Source organism: Delftia deserti (assembly GCF_042653485.1).
Classification (GTDB): Bacteria; Pseudomonadota; Gammaproteobacteria; order Burkholderiales; family Burkholderiaceae_C; genus Comamonas; species Comamonas acidovorans.
The window spans coordinates 3,436,804-3,456,535 of record NZ_JBHSIH010000001.1 but is presented as its reverse complement, the minus strand read 5'-3'; the positions used below and the strand labels follow the sequence as shown (position 1 = coordinate 3,456,535).

Here is a 19,732-nt window from a genome sequence, read left to right as displayed (position 1 = left end):
CATCTTGCGTGCTCAGTTGGCTGTGAGGTTGAGGCTTTTGAGCAGGCCTGACCAGCGCAGTGATTCTTCGGCAATGAACTTTGCAAATTCCTCGGGCGTGCTGGGCCGGGGGTCCATGCCCTGAGCCACAAGTTTGCTGCGTACCTCAGGATTGTTCAGCGTTGTGATCAGTGCTTCGCTGAGCTTTTTCTGTATGTCTGCAGGCAGCAGGGCCGGTGCGACAAGGCCATACCAGGTGGACATGTCGTAGTCAGGCACTCCCGACTCGGCGATGGTCGCTATATCGGGTGCGGCAGCCGAGCGCGTGCGCGTTGTCACGCCCAGGGCGCGCAACTGCCCACGCCGCACAAGAGGCATGGCGGTCGGCAGGTTGGGAAAGGCCAGCGACACCGTGCCAGACAGAAGGTCGGGCATGAGGGGCCCCGAGCCCTTGTAGGGCACATGCACCATGTCAACCTTTGCGTAGTACTTGAACATCTCACCGGAAAGATGCACCGAGGCGCCCATGCCGGACGATGCGAAGTCCAGCCTGCCCGGATGCGCATGGGCGTAGGCGACCAGTTCCTGCACGGACTTGAACGGCGAGCTGGCGGGAACGACCAGCACATTGGGCGCGCTCAATACCTGGCCGATCGGCGTGAAGTCCTTGACCGGGTCGTAGCGTGTTTCCTTGTACAGCAGGGGGTTGGTGGCGTGGCCTATCGATGTGTAGAACAGTGTGTAGCCGTCGGGTTCGGCGCGGCGCACCACATCGGTCGCCAGGTTGCCGTTGGCACCAGGCTTGTTCTCGACAACGAAGGACTGTCCGAGGATCTTGCTGAACGACTGTGCCAGGATGCGCGCCACGGCATCGCCACTGCCGCCAGGCGTGAAGCCCACGACGATCTTGACGGGGCGGTGGGGGTAGTCGCTGGCGTGGGCAGACCACGTGGATGCCAGAGCGATGGCCGCCAGCGCTGTAGCTGCAAGGGCCTTCGGCAGGCGCTGCAACAAAGGTTGAAGTGACAGACGAGGGAACATGCTCAGGCCTCCATCAGTTGCAGTTGGGAAAGCTCTTCCAGTTCGGCATGCGACAGGCCGGCCACGCGGTCCACCACGCGCAGGCCCAATGGCGTGACGGCCAGCGTGGCCAAGTCGGTGTAGATGCGGTTCACCACGCCTGCTCCGGTCAGCGGGTAGGTGCAGCGTTCGACCAGCTTGGACTGGCCCTGCCGCGTGCGGTGCTCCATCATCACGAACACCTGTTTTGCGCCCTGGGCCAGGTCCATTGCGCCGCCCACGGCGGGAATGGCGTCGGCGTCGGGTGTGCGCCAGTTGGCCAGGTCGCCGCGCGTGGAGACCTGGAAGGCTCCCAGCACACAGATGTCCAGATGCCCGCCGCGGATCATGGCGAATGAATCGCCGTGGTGGAAGATGGCGCCGCCCGGCAACAGGGTTACATGCTGTTTGCCTGCGTTCACCAGTTCGCTGTCCACGTCGTCACCTGCGGCCAGCGGGCCCATGCCCAGAATGCCGTTCTCGCTCTGTACGATGATCTCGCGGTCCACCGGCAGGTGGTTGGCGATGGCCATGGGTTGGCCTATGCCCAGGTTCACATAGGCGCCGTCCGGTATGTCCTGCACGATGCGTCGGGCGATCTCGTCCACGCTGCGCGGCGTGTAGCGGGGTGAAGTGCTCATGGTGTTCCTCCGGGGGCGCGGACCACGCGCCGCACGTATATGCCGGGCGTGACCACGGCCTCAGGATCGATGCCGCCCAGCGCCACGATGCGCGAGACCTGGGCGATGGTGCAGCGCGCCGCAGTCGCCATCAGTGGGCCGAAGTTGCGGCCGGAGCGGCGGTAGGCCAGGTTGCCCCAGCGGTCCGCCACCTCGGCCTTGATCAGTGCGAAGTCGGCATGCAGCGGGTACTCGAGCAGGTAGTCCCGGTCGCCGATGCGACGGCTTTCCTTGCCCTGGGCCAGCTCCGTGCCCACGCCCGTGGGTGTGTAGAAGCCTGCAATGCCCGCGCCCGCCGCGCGGATGCGCTCGGCCAGCGTGCCCTGGGGGACCAGTTCCAGTGCCAGGCGTCCCTGGCGGTAGAGATCGTCGAAGGCGCTGGAGCCTGGCTGGCGCGGAAACGAGCAAATCACCTTGCGGACTTGGCCCGCCAGTACCAGCCGGCTGATGCCCTTGCCCTGGCTGCCCGCGTTGTTGCTCACGATGGTCAGATCGTGCGTGCCGCGCTCGACCAGGGCATCGACCAGCTCGAAGGGAAGACCGGCTCCGCCGAAGCCCGAGATCATGATGGTGGCGCCATCCTGGATGCCGTCCAGCGCATCGGCAAGGCTGTATGCGATTTTGTTGATCACGTCGGATTCCTCAATAAGGGCGCAAAGAATCGGTTCAAGTCCGCAGGGGCTCGAAGACTGGCACGGGATAGTCGCCGTCGCTGGGCTCCAGGCGCACCTGCACGGCATCGCCTATGGACCAGTCTTCGGGCGCGCGCGCCACGAGGTGGGTCAGCATGGCCGGGCCCTCGTCCAGCGTGACGAAGGCCAGCACCACTGGAGGGGCTGCCGCGCCTGCGCCGTGGCGCAGGACGGTGAACGAGTACACCGTGCCCCGGCCCGGCGAGGGGTTCCAGTCGATATGCACGCTCCAGCAGAACGGGCAGGCGGCCCGGGGATACCAGTGGGCTCGACCGCAATCGCGGCAGCGCGGCACCAGGAACAGGCCCTGGCGTGCCATGTTCCAGAAGTGCTGGGTCTCGGGCGTTGGGACGGGACAGGGGCGCAGGGCCGAGCTGGGATTCGGTGGACTGTCGCTCATGGTGGTTTCACTCCCGCTCCAGGATGAGGGTGGCACTGCCGTGGCGCGTTGCCAGCATGCCGCCCGTGCCTTGCGCCAGGGCCAGCCGGCAATCGGGGACCTGCACGGCGGGATGGGCCTCCCCGCGCAACTGGCGCACGGCCTCGATCACCTTGGTCATGCCGCCCCGGTTGCCCGGATGGTTGTTGCACAGGCCGCCACCATCAGTGTTCACGGGAAGGCGCCCCACGCCCGCGATCAGGTTGCCGTCAGAGACGAAGGCCCCGCCCCGGCCCGGTGCGCAAAAGCCCAGGTCCTCGAGCTGCATGAGGACCGTGATCGTGAAGCTGTCGTAGATGGACGCGTACTGGATGTCGGCAGGCGTGACGCGGGCCTCGGCAAAGGCCTGGGCGCCCGACCAGCGCGCGCCCGAATGGGTCAGGTCCACCTGCCCGCCCGCCGCATGCTTGACGGCCTCGCCCGCGCCACGGACCTTGATGCGCGGGCGGTGCAGGCGCCGGGCGATCTCGGGCCGTGCCACCACCAGCGCGCCGCCTCCATCGCTGACCACGCAGCAGTCCAGGCGGTGCAGCGGGTCCGCCACCATGGGCGATTCCAGCACCTCGGCCACCGTCACCGGCTTGCGCAGCATGGCGAGAGGGTTGTGCTGGGCATGGTGCGAGGCCGCCACCTTCACCCATGCCAGCTGCTCGCTGGTGGTGCCGTACTCGTACATATGGCGCCGGGCGCACAGCGCATAGCCGCTGGCGTTTGCGATGCCATACGGGTACTCCCACTGAAAGTCCGGCTGGGACGGGTTGCGCACGCGCGGCACCGTGCCCGTGGCAATGCCCTCGCTGCGCGGGCGGCCCGCCAACGTGATCAGCGCCACATCGCACTTGCCCAGCGCAATGGCCTGGGCTGCATGGCTGACGAGGGCGATATAGGAGGCACCGCCGATATCGGTCGAATCCACATGGCGTGGTTGCAGGTTCAGGTACTCGACCATCGACGTCGGCCCCATGCCCGGTGCATCGGCGGAGCAGAAATAGCCGTCGATATCGGCCGCCGTGAGACCTGCATCGGCAATCGCCCCGCGTGCCACATCGGCATGCAGCTGGGCGACCGACAACTGCGGTGCCTTGCGCAGCGGATGCTCGAATGCGCCAACGATGTAGGCCTTGCCATGGATGTCCATGCGGTCTGCTCCAAAGGTGTGCTTCAAAATAGAAATTACTTCTATTTTTTTGAAGATTAGAATTTCCTCCTGTTTTGATGTCATCCATGGAAACCCTTTGACCATGACCCGCAGCACCCCAGACAAGACCGAGAAAGCCGAAGGTGTGGCCGCAGTGAACCGCGCGCTGTCCGTGCTCCAAGCCTTCGAGAACGCTCCTGAAGGACAGACCTTGTCCATGCTGGCGGCCGCGACCGGCCTGTACGAGAGCACCATCCTGCGGCTGCTCGATTCATTGATGGGCGCGGGATTCGTCAAGCGCCTGCCGGATGGGCGCTATGTGGTCGGCCCCAGGCTGCTGCCCTTGGCCGAGATGTACCGCCAGTCATTCCGTCTGGCCGACTACGCCCTGCCGCGCCTGCGCCAGCTGTCGCGGCAGTCCGAAGAATGCGCGGGCCTGTACGTGCGTGAGGGCGACCGGCGCATCTGCCTGCACCATGTGCAGCCGCAGCGCAGCGTACGCACTCACGTGCTGGAAGGGGAGATGCTGGCGCTGGACCGGGGCGCTGCAGGTCGCCTGATCCTGGCGCTCGATGATGCTCTGCCGGGCGAGCCTTACGAACGCATCCGGAAGCTGGGCTATGCAATCACGCAAGGCGAGCGGGACCCGGAAAGCGCGGCCATTGCCTGCCCCGTTTTCGCGCGCGGTACGCGGCTGATGGGGGCCATGTCGCTGGCGATCCCGCTGTATCGCTGCTCCGAGGAAGTGCTGCAGCGCCTGCTGCCCCTGGTGCGGGCGCAGGCCGAGGCCTTGACGCAGGACCTGGGCGGCATCTCGCCCTATGCGGGCGCAGCGGACGATACGGGCCTGGTCAGCAAGGCCTGAACGGCTTGCCCTCGAAGGCCTTGCCGCCCATGGACTCGACCTGGCTGCGCAGAGCGGGCGTGGCCTGGGGCAGGCGCAGCGTGTAGAGGGTGATGTCGGGGCGCTCCTGCACTACGCGGGCCGTGCGCACGCCCTGGCGCGCAACGTTGGTCAGCTCGCGCGTGGCCGCTTCCTCGGAGGAGAAGCGGCCCAGCGACAGGCCGGGCTCCAGCGCGCCGCCTGCGCGGTCGAAGTCGATCTTGCGTGCACGCAGTTCCGCGCGCTTGCGCTCCAGGAACTCGGCATCGGGGAATTTGCCCATGTAGACCATCCAGCGGCCCGGCTGGTGCGTGCTGCTCAGGTCCCACTGGTCGCTGGCGACCTGCGCCACCAGGCCGCGGCGCAGCGCCTCGGCGTGGCGGTCCTCGATGCCCGTGGCCACCAGGCAGCTGGTGGGCTGGCCCGCGGCTTTCTCGGGCCGGGCCGGCGCGGCGGGTTCCTCGCCACTGGAGGGTGCCGCGGGTGAGGCAGGGGATGCAGGAGCCGGGGCCGCCGAGGAGGGGGCCGGCGCGTTGTCCGCACTCAGCATGCTCAGCGCCTCCGGGCGCACCTGCTGGCCCAGGCGCTCGGGCTCGGTCTGGGACGGCGGCGCCAGGCCCAGGGCCTGGAGCTGGCCGTGGTTCCAGAGGTAGTAGCCGGCATTGGCCAGCACCAGCAGCAGGAAGGCGATTCGCAGCATGTCGTTTCTTGGGCCCTAGTGATGAGTCACCCGCCCTAGCCTACAACAGCCGGGCGCACGCTGATTTCCGAGCTGGTGATGGCCTGCAGGCCGCGCGCCGTGCGCACCAGCAGCGCGCCATCGGGGCCCACGCCCTCGGCCGTGCCGCTTTCGCCATCGCTGAGATTGACGGCGCGGCCACGCAGCAGGTCGCGCTGGGCAAAGCGCTCCACCAGCGGCGCAAAGCCCTGGGCGGCGAAGGTCTGTATGTCGGAGACCAGGCCCGGCAGCACACAGGCCAGGGAGGTGGGCGCGTCCAGGCGCTCGTCCAGCTCCAGCAGGCTGGCCGGGGGCGTGCGCATGCCGTCGCCGGGGCGCGGGCGCACGTTCAGGCCGATGCCCACGACCACGTAGCGCGGTGTGCCCGGCTCATGCGCGGCGCTGCCGACGAAGCTGGCCGTCTCGATCAGGATGCCGCCGAGCTTGCGGTCGCCGTCGATCCACAGGTCGTTGGGCCATTTGAGGCCGATGCGCGGGCGCTGCGAGCCCGGGGCGGGCAATTGCGGCTGCAGGCTTTGCGCCACGCTCAGGCCCACGGCCAGCGACAGGCCGGACCAGTCGGCGGGCGCCAGCGGCATGCCCAGCGAGAAGGTCAGCGAATCGCCCACGCCGCTGGTCCACTGGCGGCCCAGCCGGCCCCGGCCGGCGGTCTGCACTTCGGTCACCAGCAGCACGGGCTCGTTGCGGCCATCGCGGGCACGCGCCATCAACTCGGTATTGGTCGAGCCGATGCTGGGCACGATCTCCACGGAAAAGCCCGGCAGTTGCGGCTCGATGGCCTGCCACAGCGATTCCGCAGGCCAGTGAATGGGGGACGATGCCATCATGCGCCGGCCTTCGTGGAGGATTTGCGGGATTTCTTCTTTGGCTTTGTGCTGGCCGGCAGCGCATCGCCGGGCATGGGCGGGCGCCAGCCGCGCTTGGGCGCCAGCAGCGTGCCGCGGCAGGTGGCCGCGCCGCACCAGCATGGATACTCGGCCTTCAGCTTCCTGGTGTAGGGCTCGTCGATGATCAGGCCGTAGTCGTAGCTCAGTTCCTCGCCGGCGGCGATGTTGCGCAGCGCGACGATGAAAATGCGGCCATCGCGCTCATCGGTGTAGCAATTGGGAGCGCAACTGTGGTTGATCCAGCGCGAGGAGTTGCCGCCATAGTTGGCGTCGATCACGCGGTCTTCGTCCACGTGGAAGTAGAAGGTATGGTTGGGCTGGCTGGGGTCGTGCGGATGCCGGTCCTGGGCTTCCTGCCAGCTGATGATTTCCCCTACGTACTCGACAAGGACCTCGCCTTCGGCAAGATCCTGCGCGGCGAAGACGCCCTTGCCATGGACACCCGAGCGGCGGGTCTGGATGCGGCGGCCGCTCGATGGGGCCAAAGCTGTGCGGGGCATGTTTTCTCTGATAACTTGAATAGGCACACATGCGCGTGCGTGTGCACGCGTGAGCCATGGATTGTAGAAGCGCAGGCTGCGACATGCAGGTCCTGCGGGGAATGACGAGTACACACAATGACAAAGACCCTGGTGATTGCTGAGAAGCCTTCGGTCGCGCAGGACATCGTCCGCGCGTTGACTCCGGTGGCGGGCAAATTCGACAAACACGATGAATACTTCGAGAGCGAGCACTACGTCGTGACCAGCGCCGTGGGCCACCTGGTGGAAATCCAGGCGCCCGAGGAATTCGACGTCAAGCGCGGCAAATGGAGTTTTGCCAACCTGCCGGTGATTCCGCCGTATTTCGACCTCAAGCCCGTGGACAAGACCAAGAGCCGGCTCAACGCCGTGGTCAAGCTGGCCAAGCGCAAGGATGTCACCGAACTCATCAACGCCTGCGACGCGGGCCGCGAGGGCGAGCTGATCTTCCGCCTGATCGAGCAGTACGCCGCAGGCGCCAAGCCAGACGGCAAGGGCCTGGGCAAGCCGGTCAAGCGCCTGTGGCTGCAGTCCATGACGCCGCAGGCCATCCGCGACGGCTTCCAGAACCTGCGCAGCGACGCGCAGATGCTGGGCCTGGCCAGCGCCGCGCGCAGCCGTTCCGAGGCCGACTGGCTGGTGGGCATCAACGGCACGCGCGCCATGACGGCCTTCAACTCGCGCGACGGCGGCTTCTTCCTGACCACCGTGGGCCGCGTGCAGACGCCCACGCTGTCCCTGGTGGTGGAGCGCGAGGAAAAGATCCGCAAGTTCGTCAGCCGCGACTATTGGGAAGTGCATGCCGCCTTCGACGCACAGGCCGGCCAGTACCTGGGCAAGTGGTTCGACACGCAATGGAAGAAGAGCGACGATGCCGAAGCGCGCGCCGACCGCATCTGGAACCAGCGCGACGCCCAGGCCATCGCCGACGCCGTGCGCGGCAAGCCGGCCCAGGTCACCGAGGAGTCCAAGCCCACGTCCCAGGCCAGCCCGCTGCTGTTCGACCTGACCAGCCTGCAGCGCGAGGCCAACGGCAAGTTCGGCTTCTCGGCCAAGACCACGCTGTCGCTGGCGCAAAGCCTGTACGAGCGCCACAAGGCCCTGACCTACCCGCGTACCGACTCGCGCGCCCTGCCCGAGGACTACGTGCCCGTGGCGCACCAGACCTTCGCCATGCTGGCCGGCAGCGGCATGCGCCACCTGGCGCCCTTTGCCCAGCAGGCGCTGGACGAGAACTACGTGCGCCCGACCAAGCGCATCTTCGACAACAGCAAGGTGTCGGATCACTTTGCCATCATCCCGACCACACAGGCGCCCAGCGGCCTGTCCGAGGCCGAGCAAAAGCTCTATGACCTCGTCGTGCGCCGCTTCATGGCCGTGTTCTTCCCCAGCGCCGAGCACCAGGTGACCACGCGCATCAGCAAGGTCGAGCAGCACAGCTTCAAGACCGAGGGCAAGATCCTGGTCAAGCCCGGCTGGCTGGCCATCTACGGCAAGGAAGCCGCCAACGAGGTCGAAGGCGGCAAGGACGGCGACAAGGGCCAGCCCCTGGTCGCGGTGCAGCCCGGCGAGCAGCCGCGCGCCGGCCAGGTCGATCCCAAGGGCCTCAAGACCAAGCCGCCCGCGCGCTACTCCGAAGCCACGCTGCTGGGTGCCATGGAAAGCGCGGGCAAGCAGGTCGAGGACGACGAACTGCGCGAGGCCATGCAGGAAAAGGGCCTGGGCACGCCTGCCACGCGCGCGGCCATCATCGAAGGCCTGCTGACCGAAAAGTACATGCTGCGCGAAGGCCGCGAGCTGATTCCCACGGCCAAGGCCTTCCAGCTCATGACCCTGCTGCGCGGCCTGGGCGTGGAAGAACTCTCGCGCGCCGACCTCACCGGCGAATGGGAGTACAAGCTGGCGCAGATGGAAAAGGGCCAGCTCTCGCGCGAGGCCTTCATGCAGCAGATCCAGTCCATGACGGAAAAGCTGGTCAAGAAGGCCAAGGAATACGACCGCGACACCGTGCCTGGCGACTACGCCACCCTGTCCACGCCCTGCCCCAACTGCGGTGGCGTGGTCAAGGAGAACTACCGCCGCTACGGCTGCACGGGCAGCGACGGACAGGGCGCGGGCTGCGGCTTCTCGTTCACCAAGTCGCCTGCGGGCCGCACCTTCGAGACGGCCGAGGCCGAGCAACTGCTGCGCGACCGCCGCCTGGGCCCGCTGGACGGCTTTCGCTCCAAGGCCGGCTGGCCCTTCGTGGCCGAGGTCACCATCGTGCACGATGAGGAGGGCGGCAACTACAAGCTCGAGTTCGACTTTGGCGACGACGCCGCCTCCGAAGACACGGGCGAGCTGGTGGACTTTGCCAGCCAGCAATCGCTGGGCCCCTGTCCCAAGTGCGGTGCGCCGGTCTTCGAACACGGCAGCAACTACGTCTGCGCCAAGGCCGTGCCCACGCTGGCCCAGGCCACGCCCAGCTGCGATTTCAAGAGCGGCCAGATCATCCTGCAGCAGCCCATAGAGCGAGAGCAGATGCAAAAGCTGCTGCAGACCGGCAAGACCGACCTGCTGGACAAGTTCGTCTCCAACCGCACGCGCCGCAGCTTCAAGGCCTTCCTGGTCTGGGACGGCGCGGCCGGCAAGGTCAACTTCGAGTTCGAGCAGCGCGACAGCAAATACCCGCCGCGCAAGACGGCGGCCGCCAAGAGCGCGCCGGCCAAGAAGGCGCCTGCCAAGAAAGCCGCGGCCAAGACCACGGCAAAGACGGCCACCAAGACCGCGCGCAAGCCGGCTGCCGGCACGCTGCAGCCCAGCGCGGCCCTGGCCGCCGTCATCGGCGAAGGCACGGTGGCGCGTACCGAGGTGGTCAAGAAGCTGTGGGAATACGTCAAGGCCCAGAACCTGCAGGACCCCAAGGACAAGCGCGTCATCCGCGCCGACGACAAGCTGCGGCCCGTCTTCGGCAAGGACAGCGTGAACATGTTCGAGCTGGCCGGCATCGTGGGCAAGCATCTGGCGTAAGGCGCCTGCCTGACCTGATCCTGCGACCCGCTTCTGCACCTTGCCGGAGCGGGTCGCCGGCCTGACACGGGGGCAACACATGCTTGGGCTAATCTAGCGGGCATGGATACCGAAATGCTCACCCCGGCAGCGGCTGCCGCCGCTGCTTCCTCCCCGGCGCCGTCGCGCTCCATCCGCCTGGACGGCGCCTCCAACTTCCGAGACCTCGGTGGCTACGCGGGCCTGGATGGCCGGCGCGTGCGCTGGCGCACGCTGTTCCGTGCCGACCACCTGGCCGGCCTCAGCGCGGCTGACCTGGATGTGCTGCAGGGCCTGAAGCTCGCGCGCAGCGCGGACTTCCGGGGCAAGATGGAGAGCGCCCACCTGGCCTACGAATGGCCGGGCATTGCCCGCCATGCGCTCATCGTCGAGCCCACCGTGGTGCAGCGCGCCAGTGCCCTGATCGCCGCGGGCAACGACCTCACGGCCGCCCATGCCGAGGAGCTGATGCAGGATACCTACCGCAGCTTCGTGCACGACTACGCGCCACGCTTTGCACAGCTGTTCCAACTTCTGCTGGACAGCCAGGACCCGCTGGTCTTCCACTGCACGGCCGGCAAGGACCGCACGGGCTGGGCCGCCGCCCTGCTGCTCACCGCGCTGGGCGTGGACGAGGACACCGTGATGCAGGACTACCTGCTGACCAACCAGCTCTACCAGCGTCCCGCCACCACCTTCGCCCCCATGCCGGCCGAGGTGATGGATGTGCTGTGGCGCGTGCAGGCCTCCTACCTGGCGGCCGCCACCGATATGGTGCGGGCCGACTTCGGGGGGATGGAAGGGTATCTGCGGGATGCGCTGGGCATCGACGGCGCGGCACGCGAGCGGCTGGCTGCGCTTTACCTGGAAGGGTGATTACCTTCGCTCACGGGGCGGCGGGTTGGCGCGGCTAACATGGGCTGTGCCGGTCGGTTGCGCCGGAGATGAAGGAGATTGCGATGAAGTACGGCATGCGTGAGCTGGCCGCGATGGCGCTGGTGGCCTTGAGTGTGGGGCTGGCTGGCTGTGCGGGCGGGGTGCCTGGGGATGTGGCTGGGAGCCAGGCGTCCAGTGGCAGTGGGGTGACGGTGTTCGGGACTGTGGATGCCAATGTGAGTCATACGCGGACTTCGCGGTGACTTGTTTTCTTGCCTGATCTGGGCTGATCTTCTGGACTGATTTTTGCTGCTTGCCTTTGCGGCGGGCAGGAGCCGGGTTTCGGCCCGGCAGCCGACCTCCTTTCTTGCCGCGCAGCAAGAAAGGAGGCAAAGAAGTGCGCCCCGCTGCCCACGACCCTTCGCTTCGCTGCGGGCGACCTGCGTGGGCAGAAGGGGGGAGGCTGGGGAACAGCCGACAGCCGACAGCCGACAGCCGACAGCCAACAGCCAACAGCCAGCAGGGTCAGGGCTGGATCGGCGTGATCACCACGCCGGTGCCTGCGGGGGCGTCTTCGCCGCCGGGCAGAGCGGGTGTGGCGGGGGTGGCTTCCTGCACTGAGCGCTGGTCCGTGGGGCCCAGCGTGCCCTGGGTGAGGGGGATGCTGGGGGCGGGCAGGGCGGGGGTGCTTTCTATGATTTCCTCGCCGGGCGACAGGCCCGGGCCGGGTGGCTCCGTGGGCTCGGGTGCGGGTTCAGGGGTCGGGGTCGGCTCCGGAATGGCGGGTTGGTCGGGCTGGGCGGGCGGCTGCTGGTCGGGCCACCAGCCCTGCATGCGTTCGCGCAGGCGGCCGACCATGTCGGACCACCAGTGGCTTTGTTCGGGCGGCTCGAAGCGGGCCTTGGCGTCGATGACGGGGCTGCGCAGGGCGCGGGACATGAAGTCTCCCACCATGGGCAGGGCGCTGCGCGAGCCCTGGCCCCAACGGTCGCTGCGCAGGGTGATGCGCGGGTCGTTGAAGCCGGCCCAGGCGCCGGTGACGATTTCCGGGTGCATGAGGATGAACCAGCCGTCGGCATTGCCCTGGGTGGTACCGGTCTTGCCGGCCACGTCGGCGTGGATGCCGTAGCGCTGGCGCACGGCCACGGCCGTGCCTTTGTCCACCACGGAGCGCAGCATGTCCACCAGGGCGTAGGCGTGGTCTTCGTCCAGCGCGCGCTCGGGCTTGGGCGGGCTGAATTCTGCGATGACCTTGCCGTCGGCATCCTCGATGCGCGTGACCATCATGGGCGGCAGCCAGCGGCCACCGTGGGCCAGGCTGGCATAGGCGTTGACCATTTCCAGCAGTGACACCGGGCTGCTGCCCAGGGCCAGGGCGGGTACTTCGTCCAGCGGGCTCTGGCGCACGCCCAGGGCGCGCGCCAGGCGTGCCACGCGGGCGGGGCCCACGGACTGCATGACTTCGGCGGTGATGGTGTTCTTGGAGTAGGCCAGGGCGTCGCGCAGCGTCATCTCGCGGCCCGTGGGTGGCGTGGCGTCGGTGGGGCGCCAGACTTCGCCGCCGGGCAGCTTGATTTCCACGGGGCCGTCCACGCGCTTGTCGTCGGGGGTGGCGCCCTGCTGCAGCGCGGCGCCATAGACAAAGGGCTTGAAGGTGGATCCGGGCTGGCGCCGTGCCTGCTGCACGTGGTCGTAGGCGTCCTGCGTGAAGTCGCGGCTGCCCACCCAGGCCAGCACTTCGGAGGTGGCCGGGTTCAGCGCCACAAAGCCTGCCTGCACGCGGGTCTTGTCCTCGCGCAGCTGCTTCATGAAGGCCTTGTCGGCCAGCAGGGCCTTGAGGGTGTCTTCCTCGCTGTCCTTGTCCGTTGCCTTGTCCTTGCCTTGGCCGTCCGCGCGTTTGCGCGCCGCGCGCCAGGCGGGGGTCTCCCGCACCAGCTGTTGCACCAGCGGGTTGGCGGCATTCCAGCCGTCGCGCTGGCTCCAGGCGCCGTTGGCCACGCCCTGCAGCGTGCGCGTCTGGCGCGCCACGGCCTGGTTGGCCCAGTTTTGCAGGCGCGAGTCGATGGTGGTGTGCACCACCAGGCCATCGGTGTAGATGTTGTAGTCGTTGCGGTCGGCCCAGTCGATCAGCCACTTTCGCAGTTGCTGCGCGAAGTGCGGCGCCATGCCCAGGGGCTCTTCCTGGCGCTCGAAGTTGATGCGCATGGGGCGCTTCTTGAGCTGGGCGAACTCGGCCTCCTGCAGCACGCCGCGCTTGACCATTTGCGACAGCACCGTGTTGCGGCGGTACAGCGCGCGGTCGGGGTTGAGCACGGGGTTGTAGTAGCTCGTGCCCTTGAGCATGCCCACCAGCGTGGCGCTTTCCAACACCGTCAGCCGCGCGGCCGGTTTGTCGAAATAGGTGCGCGCCGCCATCTCTATGCCGAAGGCGTTGTAGAGGAAGGGCACGGTGTTCAGATAGGTCTCGAGGATCTCGTCCTTGGTGTAGAGCGCCTCGATCTTGAAGGCCGTGATCGCCTCCTTGAGCTTGCGGTTGAGCGTGGGCGCGCGGCCGATCTCGGTCGGGTACAGGTTGCGTGCGAGCTGCTGGGTGAGGGTGGAGCCGCCCTGCGGATCGCCGCGCAGCGTGTGCACCACCGAGCCCAGCGTGCGCCGCCAGTCCATGCCGTGGTGTTCGTAGAAGCGGTGGTCCTCCGTGGCGATCAGCGCCTTGATCACCGACGGCGACATCTCGTCGAGCTTCACCCACTGCCGGTTGCTGCGCTTGAACTGCGCGAGCTGCTTGCCATCCGCGCTCATGACCTGGGCGGGCTGCTCCAGCTTGGCCTTGCGTATGTCGCGGATGCCGGGCGTGAACGGGATCAGGGCCAGCACATACAGCGCGAACAGCAGCGGCAACGCAGCGGCGAACAGCAGCCATTCACGCCGCGTGGGCCAGCGGTGCCACCAGGGCAGGGCCGCCACGCGCTGGCCGATGCGGCTGGCCAGCAGCCTTTGCCAGGCTGCGAGCAGGGCCGAGAGCAAGGCATCGGGCAGCTTCAAGTCATTGAAAGAAAAGCGCATATTGCAAGACGGCCCTGATGACGGGACATCAGGGCCGGTAGGGCGGGACCATTCCGCGAAGCCGAGAGAATGCCCAAAAAAACGGCACCCCGCTCGCGCGGGGTGCCTTGCCTATGGGCCAAGCCCCGGTATTGTCGGGCTGGCGGGTACTGGCGGGAAGTGCTTATTTCTCCAGCCAGTCGGACAGCTCGTCCGCATGTTCCTGCTCCTGCTCGAGGATGGATTCGATCAGCCGGCGCGTGGTCGGGTCCTTGTCGCCGATCAGGTCGATCATCTGGCTGTAGGCCTCGATGGCCACGCGCTCGGCGATCAGATTGGTGCGGATCATGGCCTTCAGGTCCGTCTCGCCGTTGTAGTCGGCGTGGCTGCGCTGGGTCAGCGTCTGGGGGTTGAAGTCAGGCTCGCCGCCCAACTGCACGATGCGCTGGGCCAGCTTGTCGGCGTGGGCCATTTCCTCGTTGGCATGGACGAGGAACTCGTCGGCAATGGCGGGCGAAGCCAGGCCCACGGCCGTGAAGTGGTGGCGCTTGTAGCGCATCACGCACACCAGCTCGGTGGCCAGCGAGTCATTGAGCAGCTTGATGATGTCCTCGCGCCAGGGCCCGAAGTGCGGGGTCACGGCGCCATCGTCCAGGCTGTGCTTGGCGGCCTCCAGGGCCTTGGGGTCCAGCGCCAGGTGGCCGTTGCCGGCGTTGGATTTGGCTTGCTTCGTGGGGGTGCTGTTGGGGTTCATACGTGGTCTCTTCATCGTGGGACGGAAACTACGGCAGGCATGCGCCTATGCGGCTTGTAAACACCTGCCAGCGAAACGGGACCAGGCGGGCCGATGTGCCCGCCTGTTGCCTTCCAAGGTAAGTTTTTGGCCGCCTGCTGTCTGTGAGACAAGTCCGCATCCCCATGCCCGGCCAGCGCGCCCCTGGGTGTCCCTGGCTATCCCGGCGCTACCATGGACGCTCCACTCCAGGAGCACCCGCATGAATGACATCGCCGCCGCGCCCCGCTCGGCCTACGACTTCGAGGCTACCTCCATCACGGGCCAGGCCGTCCCCCTGTCGGACTACCGCGGCAAGGTGCTGCTCATCGTCAACACCGCCAGCGCCTGCGGCTTCACGCCGCAGTACGCGGGCCTGCAGGCGCTGCATGAGCAGTACGGCGAGCGCGGCCTGGTGGTGCTGGGCTTTCCCTGCAACCAGTTCGGTTCCCAGGAAAAGGGCAGCGAATCGGAAATCGCCAGCTTCTGCGACCTGAACTTTGGCGTGCGCTTTCCGCTCATGGGCAAGATCGACGTCAACGGCGCCAACGCCCACCCGCTGTACCGCTGGCTCACGGCCGAGGCGCCGGGCGTGCTCGGCACCAAGGCCATCAAGTGGAACTTCACCAAATTCCTCGTTGGCCGCGACGGCCAGGTCATCCGCCGCTATGCGCCCCAGGATGCGCCGGCCAAGCTGTCCACGGACATCGAGGCCGCGCTGGCGCCTTGACGCGTTGATGCGCGTTGAGGCGCGCTGATCGCGCCTGTCCATCAGGGTTTCACGCAGGGCCGGCAGCGTGGGCCGGCCGCACGCCATGGTTAGCATGCTCCTTGACATCGCAACAAGGAGACAACACCCGTGAAAGCCTTCCGCCGCACCGCCCTCGCCCTGCTCACCGCCTGCACCCTGCCCATGATTGCTACCAGCGCCGCCGCCCAGGACAAGCCCGTGGTCCAGTTCATTGCCACGGGCGGCACCATCGCCATGAAGATCGACCCGGTCAAGAACGCGCCCGTGCCCGCGATCTCGGGCGACGACCTGCTGGCCACCGTGCCCGATGTGGGCAAGTACGCGCGCATCCAGGTCAACAACCTGTCCAACGTGCCCTCCGACTACATGGACCCGGCCCGCTGGGTGCAGCTCACCCAGGCTGTGCAGGCCGCGCTGGCCCGTCCCGAAGTGGCCGGCGCCATCGTCTCGCACGGCACGGACACGCTGGAGGAAACCGCCTTCTGGCTGGACCTGACCGTGCAGTCGTCCAAGCCCGTCGTGCTCATAGGCGCGCAGCGCAATGCCTCGGTATCCGACTTCGACGGGCCGCGCAACCTGCTCAACGCCGTGCGCATCGCCGTGGACCCCAAGGCGCGCGACAAGGGCGCCATGCTGGCCATGAACAACCAGATCAATGCCGCGCGCTACGTCACCAAGACACACACGGCCAACGTGGAGACCTTCCGCTCGGGTGAATTCGGCTTTCTGGGCGAGGTCTACCCGGACCGCGTGAACTTCGCCTCCGCCCCCGCGCGCCGCCAGCACCTGCCCATCCAGGTGCAGACCATGCCCGAGGTGGAGATCTTCCCCATGTACGGCGGCGCCAACGGCCAGGCCGTGCGCCAGGCGGTGGACCGTGGCGTCAAGGGCATCGTCATCGACGCCCTGGGCATGGGCAACATGAACGTCGCCATGCTCGATGCCGCCAAGTACGCCATCGGCAAGAACGTGCCCGTGGTCGTCAGCACGCGCGTGCACAACGGCCGCGTCATGCCCAGCTACGGCTTCGAGGGCGGCGGCAAGACCTCGTTCGAGGCCGGCGCCGTCATGGCCGACGACCTGCGCGCACCCAAGGCGCGGATCCTGCTGATGCTGGCGCTGCAGTCCGGCGTGACGGGGCAGAAGGACCTGCAGGCAGTATTCGATCGATAGTTCGACCGACAGGCCGCCGCAGCCCTGCCGCGCAGGCCCTGGCCTTGCGCGGCATTTCTGGCGGGGCACCGAGGTGGCACACTGGCAGCCTCATATGCCAACCAGGGCGCACCATGCAGGATGACGATCTCGAATACGTGGGCTTCTGGGCCCGCACCGGCGCCGCGCTGATCGACACCGTGATCCTGCTCGTGCTCATGCTTCCGGCCCTGATCTCCATCTATGGCTGGGAATACCTGGAGTCCGAAAAACTGCTGCACGGCCCGGCCGATTTCGTCATCTCCTGGGTGCTGCCTGCCATTGCCGTCGTCATCTTCTGGATCAAGAAACAGGCCACGCCGGGCAAGATGCTCATCGCCGCCAGGATCGTGGACGCGCAGACCGGCGCGGACATGAGCACACGGCAGGCCATCATTCGCTACCTGGCCTATTTCGTGTCCATCATCCCGCTGTGCCTGGGGCTGATCTGGGTGGCCTTTGACCCGCGCAAGCAAGGCTGGCACGACAAGATTGCGGGCACCGTGGTGGTCAGGCCCAAGCACCGGGGGGTGCAGCCGGTGAAGTTCCGCTGACACGCACCTCAGGCGCGCCCGCATCGGGCGCTCCGTGCTATTTCAACGGCAGCTCGGATGTGACATCGCGCAGCTGCGCGGCCCGCCCGAAGTTCAGTGCTGCAGCACAGGACAGGCGCCTGATCTCCGTCGCGTTGCCGGCTGCGCCGCCAGCCAGAGAAGCAAGCCAGCTGCATTGGGCATCGCGGTACTGCGTGAATTCCTTGCCGGAGGCGGACAGCCTGGCCTTGGCCTGGGCGGCATATTTGGCATCCTCATCCCATTGCCCCAGTGCGCTGGCTGCCTGTTCCTCGGCCTGCTTCAAGGCCTTGTGGCTGTCTGCGAGCCTGCGCGCCAGGCAGTCTCGCATTCCGGCCTGGGAGTGGGCACTGCATTCCTCGCGCAAGGCGCGTTCATCGGGTTGAGGAATGATTTCCGTGGCGAGGCTCCACAGAGGAATGCAGGCTGCCAGTGCCAGGGTTGTCAGTTTTATTGCTCGCATGTAGTGGTCCTGAATTCGAAGGGGCCGGACTCCCTGATCCCGATGCAATGGCGATGGCCGCAAAGGCGCCGGGCATTCTGGCATGCCTGATGGGCCGGTTGCGGGCAACTGCACGCGAACGCCAAGCCAGCGGTCATGCCAATGCGCAGTGGTTTCCCTTGCGCACGAGCACCGGCCTCCCTGCCCCGTGGCTCAATCCTCTTGCAGCCCCGGCTCGTCCACCACGAAGCCCGAGCCGTCCTCGTCGCAGAACACGCATTGCTGCACGAAGCTGTCCATGCTGCTGGCGTGGAACCAGATCAGGCCCTGGTCTTCGTCGCAAAGCATGTCGGTCTGCTCGTCCACGCTGGCGGCGGCAAAGCTGCTCAGTTCCATTTCTTCGAGAAACTGCTCCAGGTCCTCGCAGCCTGCAAACAGCTCATGGTCCAGGCTGCCGATGCGGCCCTTGAAGGCGCCGTGCAGCACTTCCACGAAGGGGTTGCCGCCAGGGTCATGGCCAATGACCATGAAGTGCGCGGCAAACAGGTTCTCGCGCTGGTGGTCCTCCACGTCGCAGTGCTCCGAGCCTGCGCGGAAGTGGTGCAGGGTGCGCAGCCAGGCGTGGTTGTCGCCGGTCTCGTCGTCGGCCTGCAGGTAGTCCTCGCGGTCGGGCGCCGCTTCGAGCCGGTCGAAGTCCAGGCCGTTCTGCGTGATCAGGAACTGCGCGTAGGCGTCGGAGAAGCCTTGCGCGGCCTGGTACTCGCGCACTGCCTGGGCGTCGGGCAGGGCCAGGCCGAAGGGATTGGGAAAGCGCACTTGCATGGAGCGGTCCTTGAAAAGGAGTGAACGGCGGCCACGCAGGCCGTCCCCGCAGGATGGTGCAGGCGTTGGGCGGCAGTTTGGTGACAGTTCCGTATTGAGCTGCAGAGCAGAGCAAAGCAGTGGCACGCAATGACTTCCCATATGTGCGTTGAGCCCAGGCCTGCCCGCTCACACATTGCACAGGTCTCAGACGTATCCGAAAGCACTCATGGAGGCAAGTACCCGTCCACCAGCGCTTGCACCACGTCCGCTTGCAGTACATCCCGCCTGCGCTTGATGGCCTCTCGCTCGCGCAGGCCGGCCATCCATCGCTTGAACGCGACGAAGGTTGCCGGGTGGACGGTATGCATGCGCGCCATGGCTCCATTGCTGGCGACGATGACGGCTGAAAACGGTGGCGCATCCAGCAGCACGTTGGCACGCCTGGCCTGGGCCACCCAGAAGTCTTCCTCGGAGTCGCTGAGTTTGATGGGGTGGGGATCGTCTGCCACACGTTCGCGACGGATGATGTCCACTTCAAAACCGTCTTTGTTGACGGCCGTGTAGAGCTGGCTTTTGCGCAGGCGGAACGTGCTGTCCACCTTCTTCAGTACGCCGAGCATGGAGCTGTCTACGCGGGCGAGTTGCGTGGCAAATTGCAGCCGCTTGCGGGTATCCCACAACAGGTCCATGTCGCGCGTGGCCAGGGCATCTGCCTGTAGCCGCAAGCCGGCTGCTGCCTCGTACGCGTAAAGCGCATGCGTTCCTACCACGCGAAAGTGCGGACTCAGCCCGGTGATCGACAGACGGTTGAGCAGCTCCACCACCAGCGGGTCCACCCTGCCTACGCGCAGCGCACGATTCAGTCGCTGGTGCTGGGCCAATGCGGCCTTGAGCCCGGCCAAACGTTCGGCGCTTTCCTGTTTGCGCTGCATGAAGCGTTCATAGATGGCTTCGGTTTCCGGCGTGCGAAGACCGAGGCTGGTTTCGGCGCCCGCAGGCGTGGTGCGGATCAGGTAGCTGGATTGAGGAGACGACGCCGGACCCGCATGCCAATACATGCCACCGCGTACTTGAGCCCCTTCATCCCGGGCTTCTTCCAGGGCTTCGAAGGTGGATACGGCGTCTATGTACTGGCGGGCCGCTGATGGCTGGAGGTCTTGCATTTCGGTATTTTTTTGAGAATTTCTCTTTTATACCGAAATTCTTTTAAAAACAACAGCCTAAGAGATTTTGAAACG

At 66.7% G+C, this 19,732-nt stretch carries 19 protein-coding genes; 6 read left to right on the top strand and 13 right to left on the bottom strand.

Annotation, left to right across the window (positions count from 1 at the left end; genetic code table 11):
- Positions 1-12: 12 nt before the first annotated feature.
- From ACFPFG_RS16735 to ACFPFG_RS16715, 5 genes are read right to left on the bottom strand one after another with little or no spacing between them, the layout of a single operon-like run.
- Positions 13-1,020 (bottom strand): Bug family tripartite tricarboxylate transporter substrate binding protein, encoded by a 1,008-nt coding sequence (locus ACFPFG_RS16735; protein ID WP_380107477.1) that lies wholly within the window; start codon positions 1,018-1,020, stop codon positions 13-15.
- 2 nt (positions 1,021-1,022) lie between these two features.
- Positions 1,023-1,679: a 3-oxoacid CoA-transferase subunit B gene (locus ACFPFG_RS16730; RefSeq protein ID WP_183021364.1), complete on the bottom strand. Its 657-nt coding sequence runs from the start codon at positions 1,677-1,679 to the stop codon at positions 1,023-1,025.
- Positions 1,676-2,350 (bottom strand): 3-oxoacid CoA-transferase subunit A, encoded by a 675-nt coding sequence (locus tag ACFPFG_RS16725; protein ID WP_183021365.1) that lies wholly within the window; start codon positions 2,348-2,350, stop codon positions 1,676-1,678. Before ACFPFG_RS16725 ends, ACFPFG_RS16730 begins: the two co-directional genes overlap by 4 nt.
- A 34-nt stretch (positions 2,351-2,384) precedes the next feature.
- Entirely contained in the window at positions 2,385-2,810 is a 426-nt protein-coding gene (locus ACFPFG_RS16720; RefSeq protein WP_197953969.1) for a Zn-ribbon domain-containing OB-fold protein, read from the bottom strand.
- 7 nt (positions 2,811-2,817) lie between these two features.
- Positions 2,818-3,987 (bottom strand): thiolase domain-containing protein, encoded by a 1,170-nt coding sequence (locus ACFPFG_RS16715; protein ID WP_183021367.1) that lies wholly within the window; start codon positions 3,985-3,987, stop codon positions 2,818-2,820.
- A gap of 103 nt (positions 3,988-4,090) precedes the next feature.
- On the opposite strand from ACFPFG_RS16715, the gene ACFPFG_RS16710 reads away from it, so the two are divergent.
- Complete coding sequence (locus ACFPFG_RS16710; protein ID WP_183021368.1) at positions 4,091-4,852, top strand: IclR family transcriptional regulator; 762 nt, start codon at positions 4,091-4,093, stop codon at positions 4,850-4,852.
- Here the strand turns inward: ACFPFG_RS16710 and ACFPFG_RS16705 are convergent.
- The 3 genes from ACFPFG_RS16705 to ACFPFG_RS16695 are packed head-to-tail and all read right to left on the bottom strand — an operon-like array spanning position 4,839 to position 6,996.
- Complete coding sequence (locus tag ACFPFG_RS16705; protein WP_197953960.1) at positions 4,839-5,570, bottom strand: SPOR domain-containing protein; 732 nt, start codon at positions 5,568-5,570, stop codon at positions 4,839-4,841. The two genes, ACFPFG_RS16710 and ACFPFG_RS16705, sit on opposite strands and share 14 nt — an antisense overlap.
- 35 nt (positions 5,571-5,605) lie before the next feature.
- The gene (locus tag ACFPFG_RS16700; protein WP_183021370.1) at positions 5,606-6,436 is read right to left on the bottom strand and encodes a biotin--[acetyl-CoA-carboxylase] ligase; all 831 of its coding nucleotides are present in this window, start codon (positions 6,434-6,436) and stop codon (positions 5,606-5,608) included.
- Entirely contained in the window at positions 6,433-6,996 is a 564-nt protein-coding gene (locus ACFPFG_RS16695; RefSeq protein ID WP_183021371.1) for an SET domain-containing protein, read from the bottom strand. Before ACFPFG_RS16695 ends, ACFPFG_RS16700 begins: the two co-directional genes overlap by 4 nt.
- A gap of 117 nt (positions 6,997-7,113) precedes the next feature.
- On the opposite strand from ACFPFG_RS16695, the gene ACFPFG_RS16690 reads away from it, so the two are divergent.
- On the top strand, positions 7,114-10,026 hold the full coding sequence (locus tag ACFPFG_RS16690; protein ID WP_183021372.1) for a DNA topoisomerase III: 2,913 nt from the start codon (positions 7,114-7,116) through the stop codon (positions 10,024-10,026).
- A gap of 114 nt (positions 10,027-10,140) precedes the next feature.
- On the top strand, positions 10,141-10,920 hold the full coding sequence (locus ACFPFG_RS16685; protein ID WP_183021373.1) for a tyrosine-protein phosphatase: 780 nt from the start codon (positions 10,141-10,143) through the stop codon (positions 10,918-10,920).
- A 525-nt stretch (positions 10,921-11,445) separates the two neighbouring features.
- On the opposite strand, the gene ACFPFG_RS16680 is transcribed toward ACFPFG_RS16685, so the two are convergent.
- Entirely contained in the window at positions 11,446-13,983 is a 2,538-nt protein-coding gene (locus tag ACFPFG_RS16680; RefSeq protein ID WP_380107472.1) for a penicillin-binding protein 1A, read from the bottom strand.
- A 163-nt stretch (positions 13,984-14,146) separates the two neighbouring features.
- A complete protein-coding gene (locus ACFPFG_RS16675; protein WP_034389809.1) occupies positions 14,147-14,716 on the bottom strand; it encodes a ferritin-like domain-containing protein in 570 nt (189 codons plus the stop codon).
- Positions 14,717-14,957: 241 nt separating this feature from the next.
- On the opposite strand from ACFPFG_RS16675, the gene ACFPFG_RS16670 reads away from it, so the two are divergent.
- The 3 genes from ACFPFG_RS16670 to ACFPFG_RS16660 all read left to right on the top strand — a co-directional run bounded on the left by ACFPFG_RS16670 (position 14,958) and on the right by ACFPFG_RS16660 (position 17,230).
- Positions 14,958-15,464 carry a glutathione peroxidase gene (locus ACFPFG_RS16670; RefSeq protein ID WP_183020601.1) on the top strand — a complete coding sequence of 169 codons (507 nt, stop codon included), beginning with the start codon at positions 14,958-14,960 and terminating at the stop codon, positions 15,462-15,464.
- A gap of 129 nt (positions 15,465-15,593) precedes the next feature.
- Positions 15,594-16,658 carry an asparaginase gene (locus tag ACFPFG_RS16665; protein ID WP_380107470.1) on the top strand — a complete coding sequence of 355 codons (1,065 nt, stop codon included), beginning with the start codon at positions 15,594-15,596 and terminating at the stop codon, positions 16,656-16,658.
- A 113-nt stretch (positions 16,659-16,771) separates the two neighbouring features.
- Positions 16,772-17,230, top strand: a complete 459-nt coding sequence (locus ACFPFG_RS16660) for an RDD family protein (RefSeq protein ID WP_012202823.1) — start codon at positions 16,772-16,774, stop codon at positions 17,228-17,230.
- A gap of 37 nt (positions 17,231-17,267) precedes the next feature.
- Here ACFPFG_RS16660 and ACFPFG_RS16655 read toward each other — a convergent pair whose 3' ends face one another.
- From ACFPFG_RS16655 to ACFPFG_RS16645, 3 genes are all read right to left on the bottom strand, one after another.
- On the bottom strand, positions 17,268-17,711 hold the full coding sequence (locus tag ACFPFG_RS16655) for a lysozyme inhibitor LprI family protein (protein WP_380107467.1): 444 nt from the start codon (positions 17,709-17,711) through the stop codon (positions 17,268-17,270).
- A gap of 192 nt (positions 17,712-17,903) precedes the next feature.
- The gene (locus tag ACFPFG_RS16650; protein WP_197953946.1) at positions 17,904-18,512 is read right to left on the bottom strand and encodes a hypothetical protein; all 609 of its coding nucleotides are present in this window, start codon (positions 18,510-18,512) and stop codon (positions 17,904-17,906) included.
- Between the two features lie 206 nt (positions 18,513-18,718).
- Complete coding sequence (locus ACFPFG_RS16645) at positions 18,719-19,657, bottom strand: GSU2403 family nucleotidyltransferase fold protein (RefSeq protein WP_380107465.1); 939 nt, start codon at positions 19,655-19,657, stop codon at positions 18,719-18,721.
- Positions 19,658-19,732 lie beyond the last annotated feature (75 nt).